Here is a 17,159-nt window from a genome sequence, read left to right as displayed (position 1 = left end):
GGGGTGGGATCATCCTGCACCCACCGGGTCCCGAGAGGCACTCCCGTGCCGGCGAGAACGGCCCGATCGGCCGGTGCGTCCGGTGCCCGGGGACGGGTTGCGGCGTAACATCGGCCGTCCGCTCTGCCGCTCACGTACCGGTGGGCCCGCTCACCCCGGCCGCGGCGACTCCGTCGTGTTGTGTGCGACCGTTGTCTAATACAGGATCAGCAGGGCACTCGGAAGGAGCCCGACATCACCAGCGATCTCCCGCGTCTCGCGGCGGTGACCCGGCCGCACCGGGGGGCCGGTCTGACCGGTTCCTCCGTCGTGCCCCGGTCGCTTCCGCGCAGCGGCGCCAACCTGCCGCCCGGCGAGCGGCTGCGGGTCCTGCTGGTCGAGGACGACGAGGGCGACGCCTTCCTGGTCGGCGAACTGCTCGCCGAGACCAACTCGATGATCGACCTGCTGGTCGCCACCAGTCTCAGCGAGGCCCGGCAGCGGGTCATGGGGGTCGACTGCGTCCTGCTCGACCTCGGCCTGCCCGACGCGCAGGGGCTGGACGGGCTGCGTCAGGTGCTGGAGATGTCCAGCGGGGCGGCGGTCTGCGTGCTGACCGGCCGCTCCGACGAGCACCTGGGCATCGTGGCGGTCGCCGAGGGCGCCCAGGACTACCTGGTCAAGGGGCAGGTCGACGGCGTACTGCTGACCCGGGCGCTGCGCTACGCGGTCGAGCGCAAGCGGGCCGACGAGAACGCCCGGCGGCTGCGCGAGGTCGAACTGCGCCAGGCCGAGTCCGCCCGCCTGGAGCGCGGTCTGCTGCCCCAGCCGCTGATGACCACCGACCAGGTGTCGGTGCACACGTTCTACCGGCCGGGCCGGCACGCGGCGCTGATCGGCGGCGACTTCTACGACGTGGTGCAGACCCGGCCGGACCGGATCGACCTGATCGTCGGCGACGTCTGCGGCCACGGGGTGGACGAGGCCGCCCTCGGCGTCGAGCTGCGGGTGGCCTGGCGGGCGCTGATCCTGGCCGGGGTCCCGGACGAGGAGGTGCTGCCGGCGCTGGAACAGGTGCTGATGAGTGAGCGCCGGCTCCAGGAGATCTTCGCCACGGTGGCCACCGCCCGCCTCCACCTGGCCGCCAACCGGGCCACCGTACGGCTCGCCGGTCACCCGCCGCCGTTGCTGCTCAGCCGGGGCAGGGTCGCGCCGGTACCGGCCAAGGGCGGCCTGCTGCTCGGCGTACGGCCGCGCCGGCCCGTTGCCTTCGATCTGGAGTTCGACACTGATGACTGGTCTCTGCTGATGTACACCGACGGCCTCATCGAGGGCCGGGTGGGCAACGGTGACGACCGGCTCGACGTGCCGGGTCTCACCGAGCTGCTCGCCGACCCGGCCAACCAGGCGGTGCCGCTGGCCGAGCTGCCGGCCTGGCTGGTCGGCCGCGCCGAGCAGATCAACGGCGGCCCGCTCGCCGACGACGTCGCCATGCTGCTGGTCACCCGTGGGGGTGGCCGGTGAAGGCGTACCAGCAGGGCTGGACGCTGCGCCGGCGGGTCCTCGCGCTGCTCACGGTGGTCGTGGTGCTGCTGCTCGCGCTGGCGGGCGCCGAGGCCGCGGTGGCGGCGAAGAACCGGCAGAACATCGACGCCGTCCTGATCAAGACCGGCCCGCTCCGCGTTCAGGCGCAGGAGCTGCTCAGCGCCCTGCTCGATCAGGAGACCGCGGTGCGCGGCTTCGCGGTGAGCGGCGACCGCCGGGACCTGGCCCCGTACGACACCGGCCTGCAGCGGGAGCGCGACACCGCCGCCTCGATGGAGAAGCTGGCCGCCGGCTACCCGGACGTCCTCCGTGAGCTGCGGGTGGTCGAGCAGCAGGCGGCGCAGTGGCGCAGCACCGTCGCCGAGCCGGTGATCTCCGCGACCGAGCGCAGCGGTACGGCGGCCGGGCAGGCGCTGATCACCGACCAGACCCGTCAGCAGTTCAACGGCATCCGCGCCGCCGTGGACCACCTCCAGGCCGAGATCCTCACCGTCCGGCAGCAGACCGCCGAGAAGGTCAACCAGACCGGCAACCTGCTGGTCGTTCTCCTGATCATCGCCGCCCTCGTGGTGGCGGTGGCCGGCGCGGTGCTGCTGCTCTCGCTGGACCGGATCCTGATCCGGCCGCTGGCCGGCCTGGTGCACCAGGTGCGGGAGGTCGCCGACGGTGACTACCAGCACCACATCGAAGGCTCGGGGCCGCCGGAGTTCCGCCAGCTCGCCGACGACATCGACGGCATGCGGCAGAAGATCGCCCGGGAACTGGCCGAGGTACGCGAGGCCCGGGAGCGCATCGAGTGGGTCAACAGCCAGCTCCAGAAGCAGGCCGAGGAGCTGACCCGCTCCAACCGTGACCTGGAGCAGTTCGCCTACGTCGCCTCCCACGACCTGCAGGAGCCGCTGCGCAAGGTGGCCAGCTTCTGCCAGCTGCTGCAGCGGCGGTACGCGGGCCAGCTCGACGAACGCGCCGACCAGTACATCGCGTTCGCGGTCGACGGCGCGCAGCGGATGCAGCGTCTGATCAACGACCTGCTGGCGTTCTCCCGGATCGGTCGCCTGACCACCGGCTTCACCGAGGTCGACCTCAACAAGGTGATGGGCGACGTGGCCGGCCAGACCGAGGCCGCCCGGCAGTACGCCGACGCGGAGCTGATCTGGGATCGGCTGCCGGTGATCCGCGGCGAGGAGCCGCTGCTGACCAACCTTTTGGCCAACCTGGTCAGCAACTCGATCAAGTTCCGCCGCCCGGACGTGCCGCCCCGGGTGCACGTCTCGGCCCGGCTGGTCGACGACGAGTGGGAGATCAGCTGCCGGGACAACGGCATCGGGATCGAGCCGGAGTTCGCCGACAAGATCTTCGTGATCTTCCAGCGGCTGCACTCCAAGGACGCGTACCCGGGCACCGGCATTGGCCTGGCGATCGTCAAGAAGATCGTCGAGTACCACGGCGGCCGGGTGTGGGTGGACACCTCCGGCGGCGAGGGCACCACCATCCGGTTCACCCTCCCCGCGCTCCCCGAGGACATCGAGGCCGCGCGGGCCGCGGAGGCGGCAGCCGCCGACGACCCGGCCGTCGAGGACCTCGTCGATGCCGACGCGGTGACCGGCGAGGAGTCGACCGGGGACGCGGTGGCGACCGGGGACGGTGCCGACGGCACGGCCGAGGGCGCGCCGATCGGCGAGCAGCCGGAGGCGCCGGCATACAGCAACACGCCCGACAGGGCGATCGGGCCCGGTACAACGGGTGGGATGAAGGAGACGGTGGGATGACCGCGCCGGCAGACGGCAAGAGCCCGATCGAGGTCCTGCTGGTCGAGGACGACCCGGGCGACGTGCTGATGACCCAGGAGGCGTTCGAGGAGCACAAGCTCCGCAACCGCCTGACGGTCGTCTCGGACGGTGCGGAGGCCCTGGCCTACCTGCGTCGCGAGGGCCAGTACGCGGACGCGGTGACGCCGGACCTGGTGCTGCTCGACCTCAACCTGCCCAAGCGGGACGGCCGCGAGGTGCTGGAGGAGATCAAGAAGGACGAGCAGCTCTGCCGGATCCCGGTCGTGGTGCTCACCACGTCGCAGGCCGACGAGGACATCCTGCGCAGCTACCAGTTGCACGCCAACGCCTACGTGACCAAGCCGGTGGACTTCGAGCGCTTCATCTCGGTGGTCCGCCAGATCGACGAGTTCTTCGTCAGCGTGGTCAAGCTGCCGCCGCGTGGCTGACGACACCCTGCTGGACGACGTCGCCGGCCTGCTGCGGGAGGCCGCGGCGGAGGTCGTGGTGCCGATGTTCCGGCGGCTCGACGACGCGGACATCTCCGAGAAGGCGCCCGGTGAGGTGGTCACCGTCGCCGATCGGGAGGCCGAGGAGCTGATCTCCGAAGGGCTGCGGCGACTTCGCCCCGGCTCGGTCGTGGTCGGCGAGGAGGCGGTCGCCGAGGACCCGGAGTTGCTGCGGCACCTCCGCGGCGCCGGCGACGTCTGGCTGGTCGACCCGGTCGACGGCACCTCCAACTTCGCCGCCGGGCGGCGCCCGTTCGCCCTGATGGTGGCGCTGCTGACCGACGGTGAGCCGGTCGCCTCCTGGGTGTTCGACCCGCTGGCCGGAGACCTCGCCACCACCCGGCTCGGCGAGGGGACGTACCTGGACGGGACGCCGGTGCGGACGGCCGGTGCGGTGGTGGAGGTGGGGTCGCTGCGCGGCACGGCGATGACCCGGTTCCTGCCGCCGGAGGCCCGCCGGACGGTCGAGGCGGGCGGCGAGCGGATCGGGGAACTGCTCCCCGGCCAGCACTGCGCCGGCCGGGAGTACCTGGACATGCTCACCGGCGCGCAGCAGTTCGTCCTCTTCTGGCGGACCCTGCCCTGGGACCACGCCCCGGGCACGCTGCTGGTCCGGGGGGCCGGCGGGGTGGCCCGCCGCTTCGACGGGAGCGACTACCACCCGGCCGACGAGGGCCGGGGCCTGCTGGTGGCGACGAGCGAGGAGATCTGGGCCGAGGTCCGGGAGGCCCTGCTCGAGGGCTGAGCCCCGCCGCCGTGACGGCCCGGCGACGGTCCCGCCACGCTCCGTCGACAATCGACGTCTCCCGAGGTCGGGGGCCTGGCGCGACGTCCGCGGTCCGGTATCGTGACCGGCGGTCTCCGCCAGCAGGCCGCCGTCCGGCGCCGGTGGAGCCGCCGCCGCACCCGGTCGTCACGGGGGCCGGCGGTTGACGGAAGGACGCTTTCGTGCCCAGGATCAGGCTCATCCGGCGGCGCGCCCGCCGGTCGTTGCTCGCCCTGCTCGCCGCGGCGACCCTGCTGCTCGGCGCCGGCCTCGTCCCGGCCGGTCCGGCCGCCGCCGCGCCGAACCCGACCGCACCGAACGAGGGCGGGACCAAGCAGCTCCGGCAGGCCCTGGAGGCGGCCGCCAAGGGTCACATCCAGGCGAAGGCCCGGCTGGAGAACTCCAAGCGCCGGCAGGTGGCCCTGACCGGCCAGCTCAAGCAGCTCGAACTCCGGCTCGCCGGGCTGAACTCCCAGGTCGGTCAGGTCGCCGCGCAGTCGTACCGGGTGGGTCGGCTGACCCCGGTGACGATGCTGCTCGCCAGCTCCGACCCCGGCTCGTTCCTCAAGCGCGCCGCGGAGCTGGACGTGATGGCCCAGCGGGACAGCAAGCGGCTGCGCGACCTGGCCGAGGCCAAGGCCGCGGCGGCCGAGGCCAAGGCGGCGATCGACGCCGAGGTGCGCGAGCAGCAGAAGCAGCTCCTGGTGCTGGCCAAGAAGAAGCGGGACGCGGAGATCGCGCTGGCCAAGGTCAGTTCGGGGGCCAGCGGCGGCTTCAGCGGCGGCTCCTCCTCCGCCAAGCCGGCGCCCCGCAACCCGGACGGCTCCTGGCCGTCGGAGTCCTGCTCGGTGAACGACCCGACCACCTCCGGCTGCATCACGCCCCGCACCCTGCACATGCTCCAGCAGGCCCAGGCCGCCGGCTACAAGCGCTACGTCTCCTGCTACCGCAGCGGCGGCGACGGCGAGCACCCCAAGGGCCGGGCCTGCGACTTCTCCGCGGCCACGAACGGATTCGAGGACGTCTCGGCGACCGGCGGGGACAAGGCGTACGGGGACAGCCTGGCCAGCTGGGCCAAGAACAACGCGAGCCGCCTCGGCATCATGTACGTGATCTGGTACCGGCAGATCTGGCTGCCGAACACCGGCTGGCGGGCGTACAGCGGTGGCGGCAGTCCCGCCGCCGACCACACAAACCATGTTCATATCTCGATGTACTGACCAAGGCCGCCGGGAACGCTGCGTAGCATCGCCACGGTGAGCAGTTCATCGTCCGACGTGGTGGTGGAGTCGACGCCGAGCGGAGCGGCTCCGCCCCGGGCGCTGCCCAACGGGCTCGCCGCGTTCCTGGTGTTCCTCTCCAGCGGGGCGGTGCTGGTCCTGGAGACCGTGTCGCTCCGCCTGGTCGGCCCGTACGTCGGGGTGACCCTCCAGGTGACCAGCTCGGTCATCGGCATGGCGCTGGCCGCCATCGCGTACGGGGCGTGGATGGGCGGTTGGCTGGCGGACCGCCGGGATCCGCGCACCCTGCTGGCCCCGGCCCTGGTGCTGGCCGGCATCGCCACCGCGGTCACCCTCCCCGTCGTCCGGTACGCCGGTGAGGCGCTGCGCGGTGGTGCGGCGAGCGCGGTCCTGCTGCTCACCGCACTGGCGGTGCTGGTGCCGGCGGGGCTGCTGGCCGCGGTCACGCCGCTGGTGGTGAAGCTTCAGCTCGCCGATCTGCGGCGCACCGGGCAGGTGGTCGGGCGGCTCTCCGGCATCGGCACCCTGGGCGGGATCACCGCCACCCTGGTTACCGGGTTCGTGCTGGTGGCGGCGCTGCCCAGCACGGTGATCGTGATCGGGTTGGCGGTGCTGCTCGGGCTCACCGGGCTGGGGCTCGGGGCGTACCTGCGCCGGCGGGCGGGGACCGGGCTGCCCGGCCCGGCCCGGACGAAGGCCGCGCTGGCCGTGCTCGGCCTGGCCGGCGCGGGGCTCTCCGCGGTCGCCCCGAACCCGTGCGACGTGGAGACCGCGTACCACTGCGCGCGGGTCGAGGTGGACCCGCAGTGGGCGCAGGGGAGGACCCTCTACCTCAACTCGGCCCCGCACTCGTACGTCGACCTGGCCGACCCGACGCACCTGAAGTACGCGTACACGCAGTGGATCGGCCTGGTGGCCGACGTGGCCGCGCCAAAGGGGCAGCGGCTGGACGCCCTGCACCTCGGCGGGGGCGGCTTCACCATGCCGCGCTACCTGACCGCCACCCGGCCGGGTACCGCCAACCTGGTGTTCGAGATCGACGGTGGTCTGGTCGACCTGGACCGGCGCGAGCTGGGCGTGCGTACCGGCCCGGAGTTGCGTGCCGTGGTCGGGGACGCCCGGGTGCTGATCGGCGGCGAGCCGACCGACAGCCGGGATCTGATCGTCGGCGATGCCTTCGGTCACCTGGTGGTGCCCTGGCACCTGGCGACCCGGGAGATGGCCGCCGAGATCCGCCGGGTGCTCCGGCCGGGCGGCGTCTACGTGCAGAACGTCATCGACTACCCGCCGGGCCGGTTCATCCGGGCCGAGCTGGCCACCGTCGCCGCCGAGTTCCGGCACGTCGCGCTGATCGCCCCGCCCGCCGCGATCGCCGGACGGCAGGGATCCAACTTCCTCATCGTCGGCTCGGATGCGCCACTGCCGCTGCCCGCCATCCTGGCCGGACTGGGCACCCTGCCGGAGGAGGCCCGGCTGCTCGCCGGAGCCGAGCTGGCGACGTACGTCGGGGACGCGCTGGTGCTGACCGACGATTACGCCCCGGTGGACCAACTCCTCGCGACCGCCTGAACGGGTGACTTTCCTGACCGATTCCGACTCATCAGGTGTAGCCGGGACGACCTCGGGCAACAACACCGACCATGGGCGGAGCGATCAGGAGCGGCGCGCAGCTGCTGGGTGACCGGTACCGGCTGATCGAGCAACTCGGCGCGGGCGGCATGTCGGTGGTGTGGCGCGGTTACGACGAGGTGCTCGGCCGCCAGGTGGCGGTCAAGGTGCTCGCCTCTCGACTCGCGAGCGACAAGGCGTTCCGGCATCGGATCCGGATCGAGGCGCAGGCCGCTGCGCGGCTCTGCCACCCCAACATCACCAACGTCTACGACTATGGCGAGTCCGAGCAGGTCGGGCTGACCGTGCCGTACGTCGTCATGGAGCTGGTCGACGGTGGCCCGCTGAGCAGCCGGCTCGGCCGCGGCGGGCAGCTGCCCTGGCGGGAGGCGGTGACGATCGGCGCTGAGGTCGCCTCGGCGCTGGCCGCCGCGCACGCGCGGGGTGTGGTGCACCGGGACGTGACCCCGGGCAACGTCATGCTCACCCCGACCGGCGTGAAGGTCGTCGACTTCGGCATCTCGGCCCTGGTGGGGGAGAGCGAGAAGGGCCCGGACGGCGCGCTGCTCGGCACCCCCGCCTACCTCGCCCCGGAGCGGTTGGACAACGGCCAGGTCTCCCCGGCCACCGATGTCTACGCGGTCGGCCTGCTGCTCTACAAGATGCTCACCGGCCGGCTGCCCTGGCGGGCGAGCACCACCACCGAGATGCTCCGCGCGCACATGTACAACGACCCGGACCCGATGCCGGAGGTCGTGGGGCTGCCCGCCGAGGTCTCCGAACTGATCCGGCGCTGCCTGGCGAAGCGACCCGAGGACCGCCCGCCGACGGCCGAGGTGGCCCGGACGCTCGCCGACGCGGCGGGGATCTCGGCGATCGTGCCGGTCTCCCCGGCAATCGGGCAGTTCGACCCGGCGCTGGTGGAGAACGCGGGCACCACCATCCTGCCCTGGTCCACGGACACGGACGCGCTGCCCTTCTCCAGCATGCGCACCCGCACCCGCCGGGCGGTGAGCCGGCGGCGCAAGGTCGAGGCGGGCGTGGCCGCCGCCGGTCTGGTCGCGGTGACCGCGACCCTGTGGGGGGTGACCTCGCGGAGCCCGGCCAGCGGGACCGAGCCCACCGAGGCCCGGATGGGCATGCAGCAGCCGGCCCCGTGCGAGGTCGACTACGTGCTGCGCCGGGACTCGGGCCGGGACTTCGCCGCCGAGCTGACGCTCAAGAACGTCGGCGGCCGGGAGTTGCGCGACTGGACGATGAGCTTCACGTTCCCGGGCCAGCAGACGGTGACGAAGGCGCAGCCGGCGGTGCAGCAGCAGGGGCGGAAGGTGCTGTTCCGACCGCCGGACACGGACACTGCGCTGGCGCCGGGCGCCTCGAAGAAGGTGGCCCTGATCGGCCGCTATACCGGAGGCAACCCGCTGCCGATGGAGTTCAGGATGGGCGACCAGACCTGCGGGGCGCAGGTCTCCGGGGTCGCGGGCTCGGCGCCGACCACCGCCCCGACCACCAAGGCGCCGACGAAGACCACGGCCAAGAGCAGCGGCTCGCACGCGTCGGGAGGGTCCGGTGGCGGTCGGAGCAAGCCGGACAAGGCCGGGAAGGGCGGCAAGGGAAAAGGGAAGTGACCGAGGGGAAGGGGGGCCACGGCGGCCAGGGCAAGCGGAAGTGACGCTCAGGCCATCGAGGCGAACCGCTGCACCTGGTCGATGCTGCCCTCCACGATGAGGACGCTCCCCTCGGTCAGCACCGTGTCCGGCCCGGCGTAGCGGAAGCGCTCACCCGGCAGCTTCGCGCCCACCACCATCACCCCGTACCGTTCCCCAGGGGCGAGGTCGCGCAGCGGTTTGCCGATCATCCCGTCGATCACCGGCACCTTGGCGATGGCGAAGTCGTCGCCGAACTCCATGAAGTCCAGCATCCTGCTCACGATCAGGTGCGCCACCCGCTCGCCGATCTCCGCCTCGGGAAAGATGACGTGGTTCGCGCCGACCGAGGAGAGGATCTTCGCATGCTTCTCCGAGTTGGCTCTGGCCCAGATCTGCGGGATGTCGAGTTCGGCCAGTGCCAGCACGGTGAGCACACTCGCTTCGATCGAGGCGCCGATCGCGACCACCACCCGGCGGAAGTCGGTCACGCCGAGTTGCCGGAGGACGCCCTCCTCCGTCGCGTCCGCCTGCACCACCCGGTCGAGTTCCGACGACCAGCGCTGCACCTTCTCGGGGTCGCGGTCGATGGCGAGCACCTCGTGGCCGAGCCGGGTCAGTGCTCCGGCCAGTCGGCAGCCGAACCTGCCGAGGCCGATCACCACGATGCCGTTCTCGTCGCTCTTCCTAGCCGACAATGGGTTGCTCCTCCGGATAGCGGTAGAGCCGGCGCCGGGTGTTCAGGGCGATCGCCGACCCGAGGGTGAGCGGTCCGACCCGGCCGATGTACATCAGGGCGGTCAACGCGTACTGGCCCGGCTCGGGGAGGTTCGGTGCGACCCCGACCGACAACCCGGTGGTGCTGAATGCCGAGGTCACCTCGAACAGTGCCTGGTAGTAGGGCACCGTCGTGGTGAAGATCAGGAGCGCCACCGTGCCGGCGACGACCAGGGCGACGCTGAGCAGCGCCACGGTCAGTGCCTGGCGGATGCTGGCGCGGGCGATCCGGCGGTGTCCCACGGTCACGTCGGGCTCGCCGCGCAGCTCGGCCCAGATGACGAAGGCGAGCAGGAAGAACGTGGACACCTTGATGCCACCCGCGGTGCTCGCGCTGCCGCCGCCGATGAACATCAGCACGATGAGCAGGGGATAACTCACCTCGCTCAACTGGGTGGTGTCGACCACGCTGAATCCACCGGTACGACTCAGCGCGATCTGGGTGAACGAGGCCAGCACCTTGCCCGGGGCGTCGAACGTGCCGATCGTGCGGGGGTTCCCCCATTCCGCGGTGAGCAGGGCGATGAATCCCAGCGCCACGAGTGCCACGCTGCCCCAGATGGTGAGTTTGGTGGCCACCGCCCACCGGGCGGGGTGCCGCCGCTCCCGGACGGCCTCGAAGAGCGCCGGGAAGCCGAGCCCGCCGATGATCGCCCCGAAGCCCAGTGGCAGTGCCACCCAGGGGTCCCGGGAGAAGGCGATCAGGCCGTCCGAGTAGAGGCTGAAGCCGCCGTTGTTGAACGCCTGGATGGAGTGGAAGGCGGCGGACCAGAGCGCCGACCGGGGCGGGTAGTCGTAGACCAGCCAGAGTCGAATGGTGATGATCGCCGTCATCACCGCCTCGGTGGCGAAGACCGTCGCGACGATCCGCGTCAGCAGCCATCGCACGTCGCCGATGCCGAACTCGGCGGTCTCCGCCTGCACCAGCATCCGGTTGTGCAGGCCGAGTTGCCGGGAGACCACCAGGATCACCAGCGCCGCCACGCTCAGGATGCCGAGACCGCCGACCTGGGTGAGCACGGTGATCATTCCCAGGCCGAAGCCGTTCCAGTAGTTCGGGGTGTCGTTCACCGCCATGCCGGTGACAGAAACCGCCGACGTCGACGTGAAGAGCGCGGTGACGAACGGGGTGTAGTGCTGCTCGCTGGTCGCCCAGGGCAGCATCAACAGGCCGGTGCCGAGCAGGATCACCGCCAGGAACCCGAACGGCACCAGCCGCACGGGATGACGAAGATACCGGCGCACCAGACAATCTTCCGTTTCCGGTCGGCCGAAAGATGCCGAAATGGCCATCCCGGAGATTCATCCGCCGTCCACGAGTCCGGTCCGATCTTGGGTGAACCGTCTATTCGTAGCGTCGAAAGGCCTAGTGCGAGGGGCGCTCGGCGACGTAGGTGCCGCGCCCGGGCTGGCCGGTGATGAGTTCGCGATCGTGCAGCAGGGAAAGCGCCCGCGAGGCGATGTTCATGTGGACCTTGTATGCCTCGGCAAGCTCTCTGGTGGAGGGCAGCTTGTCCCCGGGCTTGAGTTCACCGCTCTTGATCTTCGCGGTCAGGTCATTGGCGATCTGGCGGTATGGGGCTTCTGCTGTGGGCATGCTGAGGACTCCGGTTGGTTCGGCGTCTCCGATCATGCCGGGCCTACACCAGTAACTGCAACAAGCTGTCGTGTCATGACACTGCGGGGTCGACCTACACAAGCATTTTGTGTAGCCTCTGTCCGTCCGGCTCCGGTTGGTTCGGCAAACCCTCGGGGCTCGGACCTCAGGTGGGCTCCGGGGTCGTACCGCCGAGGAGGGCTGCGATCGCGGGGCCGGCGGTCCGGTCCGCGTCCCCTATTCGTGGACCGGGCCGCCTTCCATCAGCTGCGGCGCGAGGAAGGTGGTCATGAGGAACGTGCTCAACCTGTTCCGGCCCGGGAAGAGGCCGGATCGTCCGCCGAACGGCGGCCTCTACCGTTCGGAGTCCTGCCGGCCGCTGACCGCCGGGCAGATCCGCGACCGGCAGTTCCGCAACGTACGGCGTGGGCTCGACCCGGCCGAGGTGCACGCCTTCCTGCACCGGGTCGCGGGCGAACTGGCCGACACCCGCCGCGAGCTGGCCCGGACCAGCGAGGAGAACGTGCGGATCAAGCGGGCGCTGCGGACCTGGCAGTCCCGCTTGGCGCCCGGGGCGTACCGGTGAGCCGGGAACGCTTCGTCGTCCACCTTCCCGTCCTCGCCACCGACCTGGCCGGTGCGCGGCGGTTCGCCCGGGCCATCTGTCGAGCCCTGAACTTCCTGGCCGACGTCGACCGGGCGGAGACGACGGTGTCCGAGGAGGACGCTCAGCACGTACGGCATCGGGTCTTCTGCGACCGGTTGCTCGACGGCCGCCGGCGCTGCCCGCTGCCAGCCGACCACGACGGCGAGTGCGCCGCCGGCGGGCGGTGACATTTGGGAGCGTGGCCATGGCGGGGCCCGACACACCAGCCGGCCGGTCGATGGCGTGGAGGGCCACCAGGGATCACCGGAGTTACCGCGGGAGGACGAGTGCTGTAACGACCGGCCACCCCACCTCGATCACTTGTGTGTTTCGGCCACATAGCTCGTGGGTGACGTCACTTCTAGCGTGAGCCGACAAACAAGTTCCCTCCCTCCGAGTCCTCACTGGAGTCGCAATGACGGTCCGGACGACGCGGCGGGTGTTCCTCTCCGCCGCCACGATGATGGCGGCGGCGGTGGCCGCCACCGCCTGTGGCAGCCCGCAGGACACCGCCTCCGGCGGCGGCGACGGCGCCGCACCGGTCAAGGTTGGTCTGGTTTACGCCCAGTCGGGCCCCCTGGCCAGCTATGGAAAGCAGTACATCGAGGGGTTGAAGGCCGGCCTCGACTACGCCACCAAGGGCACCGGCAAGGTCGGCGACCGGAAGATCGAGATCACCGAGGTCGATGACGCCGGCGACCCGGCCAAGGCGGTCTCCGCCGCCAAGGACCTGATCGGCAAGGGCTACAAGATCATCGGTGGGTCGAGTTCCTCCGGTGTGGCGCTGCAGGTCGCCCCGATCGCCGCCCAGAACAAGGTGCTCTTCATCTCCGGGCCGGCCGCTACCGACGCCATCACCGGCGCCAACAAGTACACCTTCCGGTCGGGCCGGCAGTCGTACCAGGACGTGGTGACCGCCAAGTCGTTCATCGGCGACGCGACCGGCAAGAAGGTCGTCGTCTTCGCCCAGGAGGGCGCGTTCGGCGACGCCAACGAGGCCGCCGTCAAGAAGGTGATCGGCGGCGCCGGCGCGACCGTCAGCAGCGTCCGTGCCCCGGCGAGCGCCACCGAGTTCACCCCGTTCGCCAGCCAGATCAAGGCCGCCAAGCCGGATCTGCTCTTCGTCGCCTGGGCCGGCACCACCGCCCCGGCGATGTGGCAGACCCTCGACCAGCAGGGCGTCCTCTCGTCCACCCAGGTCGTGACCGGCCTGGACCTCCGCGCGTCGTGGCCGACCTTCGGCGCGGCCGGCAGCAAGATCTCCTTCCTGGCGCACTACTTCGACGGGGCCAGCGACAACGAGGCCACCAAGGCCGCCAAGGCCAAGATCCCGGGCGGAACGATCGACCTCTTCCACCCGGACGGCTTCAACGCCGCCCAGATGATCGTGCGGGCCGTGCAGGAGGGTGGCGGCGACGACGTCGACAAGATGATCGCCGCGCTGGAGGGCTGGAGCTTCGACGGGGTCAAGGGCAAGATGACCATCCGCCCCGAGGACCACGCGCTGCTGCAGCCGATGTACCAGGCCAAGCTCTCCGGCAGCGGCACCGCCTTCACGGCGACCGCGGAGAAGACTCTGACCGGTGACGAGACCGCGCCGCCGGTCACCCAGATGAAGGGCTGATCCGTGCTCGCCACCCGCGGTCTGACCTGGCGGATCGGTGAGGTCGCCATCGTCGACAGCGTCTACCTCGACCTGGCACCCGGGGAGTTCCTCGGCGTGATCGGGCCGAACGGCGCCGGCAAGACCTCGCTGTTCAACCTGATCACCGGCCTGCGTCCGCCCACCGACGGTCGGATCCTGCTGGACGGGGAGGACATCACCGCCCTCCCGCCGTACCGGCGGGCCCGGCTCGGGCTGGGGCGTACCTTCCAGGCGTCCTCGGTCTTCGGCTCGCTGACGGTGCGGGAGAACGTCCGACTCGCCGTACAGGCGCACCGGGGTGGCTCGATGAAGCTGTGGCGGCGGGCGGCGGCCGACCGGGAGGTGGCCGCCGCCGCCGACGCGGCGCTCGACCGGGTGGGCCTCCACCACCGGGGCGCGGCGCTCGCCGGCACCCTCGCCCACGGCGAGAAGCGCAAGCTGGAGATCGCCCTGCTGCTCGCCGGGGAACCCCGCGTGATGCTGCTGGACGAGCCGATGGCCGGCGTCAGCGCCGAGGACGTGCCCGAGCTGGTCAGCGTCATCAAGTCGCTGACCGGCGACAGTGGCCGGTCGGTGCTGATGGTGGAACACCACATGGACGTGATCCTGGAGCTGGCCGACCGGATCGCCGTGATGCACCACGGTGCCCTGCTGGCCTGCGACACCCCGGAGACGGTGATGGCCAACGCCACCGTCCAGGAGGCGTACCTGGGAGAAGCGCTATGAGTGAACCCGTCCTCGCGGTCGAGGACCTGTCGGTGCGGATCGCCGGGCTGCACATCCTGCAAGGGGTGTCCTTCACGGTCGCGCCGACCGGAGTGACCGTGCTGCTCGGCCGCAACGGGGTCGGCAAGACCACCACACTGCGCGCCATCGTCGGCCTGACCCCGCGCAACGGGGAAGTCCGCGGCACCGTCCGGATGGGCGCGCAGAGCCTGCTCGCCCGCCCCACCCACCGGCTGGTCCGCGGCGGCCTCGGCTACGTGCCCGAGGACCGCTGCGTCTTCTCGGCGCTCACCGTCGCGGAGAACCTGCGGCTCGCCGAACGGCGGGGCACCACCCCGGCGTACGACAAGGTCTACGCCCTCTTCCCGGAGCTGGACCGGCGCGGCCGGCAACGGGCCGGCTCGCTCTCCGGCGGGCAGCAGCAGATGCTCGCGATCGGCCGGGTGCTGCTCAACGACAACCGGCTGCTGCTGGTGGACGAGCCGACCAAGGGGTTGGCGCCGAAGGTGGTGACCGAGGTGGCCGAGGTGCTGGAACGGGTCGCGGAGTCGGTGCCGGTGCTGCTGGTCGAGCAGAACCTGGCCGTGGTCCGCCGGCTCGCCAAGGACGCGGTGGTGCTCTCCGCCGGCAAGGTGGCCTGGACCGGCAACGCCCAGGAACTGCTGCTGGAGACCGCACTGACCAAGTCGCTGCTCGGCGTCGGCTCGGGAGAGGTACACGCGTGAACACCGTCATCCTGCTGACGCTGACCGGGCTCGGCCTGGCGGCCCTCTACTTCCTCGTCGCGTCCGGGCTCTCCCTGGTCTTCGGCCTGGCCGACGTGCTCAACTTCGCGCACGGCCTCTTCCTCGGCGTCGGCGCGTACGCGACCTGGTGGGCCGCCGGCAACCTGCCCGGCGCCGGCCCCGACGGGTTCGGCTTCGTGCTGGCGGTCGCCTTCGGGGTGCTGGCCGGGGTGCTGGTCGCGGTGCTGGTGGAGCTGGTGCTGATCCGGCCGCTCTACTCCCGCACCATCGAGCAGGTGCTGGTCACCGTCGGCCTCTCGCTGGCCGGCGTGGCGTTGCTCCAGGCCACCTGGGGCGCCGACGCGCGGCCGTTCCCGCGTCCGTCGTGGACCCGGGACGTCACCTCGATCCTCGGCGCGAACGTGCCGAACGCCGGGCTGCTGCTGATCGTCGCCGCGGTGCTGGTGCTCGGTGCGCTGCTCGCCTTCCTCCGCTGGACCCGGTACGGCCTGATCATCCGGGCCGGCGTGGAGAACCGGGAGATGGTGACCGCGCTCGGCATCGACGTCCGCAAGGCGTTCACCCTGGTCTTCGCGATCGGCGGGGCGGCCGCCGCGCTGGCCGGCGCGCTCGGCGCCGTCTACTTCGGCAACGTCTCGCCCGGGCAGGGCGGCTCGCTGCTCATCTTCGCGTTCATCGTGGTGGTGATCGGCGGCATGGGCTCGGTGGTCGGGTGCGCGTACGCGGCGGTCGCGGTGGGGCTCCTACAACAGTTCGTCAACTACTACGGCACCTCCGGCCTGGGTGACCTCTGCGTCGTCGGGCTGCTCGCCGTGGTGCTGCTGCTGCGTCCGCAGGGCCTGGCCGGAAAGGTGGCAACGGCATGACCGAGGTCAAGAGTCCCGAGGTGCCGGCGCCGCCCGCGGCGGTGCCCGACGAGCTGACCCCCGGGCACGCCCGCTGGCACGGGCTGCGGCCGTACCTGCCGCTGGTGGCGCTGGTGGTGGCGGCGATCCTGCCGTACTCGACGGTCAACCTGCCGGGGATCTTCGAGGGGCCGCTGAACTCGCCGGGCACCCTGCAACTGCTCGCCATCTGCCTGGTCTTCGGCGGCCTGGCGGCCGGCTACGACCTGCTCTTCGGGCGGACCGGGATGCTCTCCTTCGGGCACGCCCTCTACTTCGCCGCCGGGGTGTACGGCACCGACATCCTGGTCACCCGGGCCGGGCTGCCGCTCTGGCAGGCCGCGCTGCTCACCCTCGTCGGCGGGACGATCCTCGCCGCGCTGCTCGGCGCGGTCGCCCTGCGCACGGTGGGGATCGCCTTCGCCATGGTGACGCTCGCCTTCGCCCAGGTCGGGGCGATCCTGGTGGCCCGCAACTTCGGCGGGCTCACCGGGGGCGAGGAGGGACTGCCGCTGGACGTCTCCGGGCTCCCGTCCGTGCTGGTCGGCGTCGGCAACACGGTGAACCTCTACTGGCTGGCGCTGGCGTACCTGGCGCTGGTGGTCTTCGTGGTGCACCGGGTGAGCAGTTCGCCGACCGGGCGGGTGCTGGCCGGCCTGCGTGACGACGAGCGGCGGATCGGCGTGCTCGGGCTCGACCCGTACCGGTTCAAGCTGGTCGCGTTCACCCTCGCCGGCGGCCTGGCGACGGCGGGCGGGGTGGTCTACTGCCTGATCGTCGGCGGCGCGTCGCCGCACATCACCTCCTCCGAGCTGACCCTGTCGCTGCTGGTCATGGTGGTGCTCGGCGGGCCAGGCACCCGGTGGGGCCCGGTGCTCGGCGGCATCCTCTACATGTACCTGGACCACCGGCTCACCGCGTTCGGCAGCTCCGAGGCGGTGAACAACCTGCCGGCGGTGCTCAGCCACCCGCTGTCCCAGCCGCTCTTCGTCCTGGGCACCGTCTTCATCCTGGCCGTCTACTTCTTCCCCGGCGGCCTGGCCAGCCTCCGTACCCGCCTCCACCCCCTGGTGAC

At 71.5% G+C, this 17,159-nt stretch carries 17 protein-coding genes; 14 read left to right on the top strand and 3 right to left on the bottom strand.

Annotated elements, in window-relative coordinates; all coding sequences use genetic code 11:
- The first annotated feature begins 309 nt into the window (after positions 1–309).
- The 7 genes from DKL51_RS15205 to DKL51_RS15175 all read left to right on the top strand — a co-directional run bounded on the left by DKL51_RS15205 (position 310) and on the right by DKL51_RS15175 (position 9,045).
- A complete protein-coding gene (locus tag DKL51_RS15205) occupies positions 310–1,503 on the top strand; it encodes a PP2C family protein-serine/threonine phosphatase (protein WP_185734809.1) in 1,194 nt (397 codons plus the stop codon).
- Entirely contained in the window at positions 1,500–3,293 is a 1,794-nt protein-coding gene (locus tag DKL51_RS15200) for a sensor histidine kinase (protein WP_109964981.1), read from the top strand. The genes DKL51_RS15205 and DKL51_RS15200 overlap by 4 nt, the downstream gene beginning before the upstream one ends.
- Positions 3,290–3,742, top strand: a complete 453-nt coding sequence (locus DKL51_RS15195; RefSeq protein WP_109947086.1) for a response regulator — start codon at positions 3,290–3,292, stop codon at positions 3,740–3,742. The genes DKL51_RS15200 and DKL51_RS15195 overlap by 4 nt, the downstream gene beginning before the upstream one ends.
- Positions 3,735–4,547 (top strand): inositol monophosphatase family protein, encoded by an 813-nt coding sequence (locus DKL51_RS15190; RefSeq protein WP_109964980.1) that lies wholly within the window; start codon positions 3,735–3,737, stop codon positions 4,545–4,547. Before DKL51_RS15195 ends, DKL51_RS15190 begins: the two co-directional genes overlap by 8 nt.
- 212 nt (positions 4,548–4,759) lie before the next feature.
- Positions 4,760–5,788, top strand: a complete 1,029-nt coding sequence (locus tag DKL51_RS15185; RefSeq protein ID WP_423790562.1) for a coiled-coil domain-containing protein — start codon at positions 4,760–4,762, stop codon at positions 5,786–5,788.
- A gap of 36 nt (positions 5,789–5,824) precedes the next feature.
- Positions 5,825–7,378, top strand: coding sequence for a fused MFS/spermidine synthase (locus DKL51_RS15180; protein WP_109964978.1), 1,554 nt, complete (start codon positions 5,825–5,827; stop codon positions 7,376–7,378).
- Positions 7,379–7,449: 71 nt separating this feature from the next.
- Positions 7,450–9,045, top strand: coding sequence for a serine/threonine-protein kinase (locus DKL51_RS15175; protein WP_109964977.1), 1,596 nt, complete (start codon positions 7,450–7,452; stop codon positions 9,043–9,045).
- Positions 9,046–9,092: 47 nt separating this feature from the next.
- Here the strand turns inward: DKL51_RS15175 and DKL51_RS15170 are convergent, their stop codons facing one another.
- The 3 genes from DKL51_RS15170 to DKL51_RS15160 form a co-directional block, all read right to left on the bottom strand.
- Positions 9,093–9,761 carry a potassium channel family protein gene (locus tag DKL51_RS15170; protein ID WP_109947091.1) on the bottom strand — a complete coding sequence of 223 codons (669 nt, stop codon included), beginning with the start codon at positions 9,759–9,761 and terminating at the stop codon, positions 9,093–9,095.
- Complete coding sequence (locus DKL51_RS15165; protein ID WP_423790561.1) at positions 9,751–11,133, bottom strand: TrkH family potassium uptake protein; 1,383 nt, start codon at positions 11,131–11,133, stop codon at positions 9,751–9,753. Before DKL51_RS15165 ends, DKL51_RS15170 begins: the two co-directional genes overlap by 11 nt.
- Before the next feature lie 73 nt (positions 11,134–11,206).
- Positions 11,207–11,437 (bottom strand): GntR family transcriptional regulator, encoded by a 231-nt coding sequence (locus DKL51_RS15160; RefSeq protein ID WP_124812180.1) that lies wholly within the window; start codon positions 11,435–11,437, stop codon positions 11,207–11,209.
- A 289-nt stretch (positions 11,438–11,726) separates the two neighbouring features.
- Here DKL51_RS15160 and DKL51_RS15155 point away from each other — a divergent pair, with 289 nt between their 5' ends.
- From DKL51_RS15155 to DKL51_RS15125, 7 genes are all read left to right on the top strand, one after another.
- Positions 11,727–12,023, top strand: coding sequence for a DivIVA domain-containing protein (locus DKL51_RS15155; protein ID WP_109947093.1), 297 nt, complete (start codon positions 11,727–11,729; stop codon positions 12,021–12,023).
- Positions 12,020–12,271, top strand: coding sequence for a hypothetical protein (locus DKL51_RS15150; RefSeq protein WP_109947094.1), 252 nt, complete (start codon positions 12,020–12,022; stop codon positions 12,269–12,271). Before DKL51_RS15155 ends, DKL51_RS15150 begins: the two co-directional genes overlap by 4 nt.
- 227 nt (positions 12,272–12,498) lie before the next feature.
- Complete coding sequence (locus DKL51_RS15145) at positions 12,499–13,707, top strand: substrate-binding domain-containing protein (RefSeq protein WP_109947095.1); 1,209 nt, start codon at positions 12,499–12,501, stop codon at positions 13,705–13,707.
- A gap of 3 nt (positions 13,708–13,710) precedes the next feature.
- Positions 13,711–14,454, top strand: coding sequence for an ABC transporter ATP-binding protein (locus tag DKL51_RS15140; protein WP_109947096.1), 744 nt, complete (start codon positions 13,711–13,713; stop codon positions 14,452–14,454).
- On the top strand, positions 14,451–15,179 hold the full coding sequence (locus DKL51_RS15135) for an ABC transporter ATP-binding protein (protein ID WP_109947097.1): 729 nt from the start codon (positions 14,451–14,453) through the stop codon (positions 15,177–15,179). The genes DKL51_RS15140 and DKL51_RS15135 overlap by 4 nt, the downstream gene beginning before the upstream one ends.
- The gene (locus DKL51_RS15130) at positions 15,176–16,066 is read left to right on the top strand and encodes a branched-chain amino acid ABC transporter permease (protein WP_109947098.1); all 891 of its coding nucleotides are present in this window, start codon (positions 15,176–15,178) and stop codon (positions 16,064–16,066) included. Before DKL51_RS15135 ends, DKL51_RS15130 begins: the two co-directional genes overlap by 4 nt.
- A partial coding sequence (locus DKL51_RS15125) for a branched-chain amino acid ABC transporter permease (protein ID WP_109947099.1) occupies positions 16,063–17,159 on the top strand: 1,097 nt, incomplete at its 3' end. The genes DKL51_RS15130 and DKL51_RS15125, both read left to right, overlap by 4 nt.

The sequence above is a fragment of the Micromonospora globispora genome (assembly GCF_003857015.1).
Lineage (GTDB): Bacteria > Actinomycetota > Actinomycetes > Mycobacteriales > Micromonosporaceae > Micromonospora > Micromonospora globispora.
The sequence above is the reverse complement of the archived record's forward strand: the minus strand, read 5'-3'. Positions and strand labels throughout refer to the sequence as shown.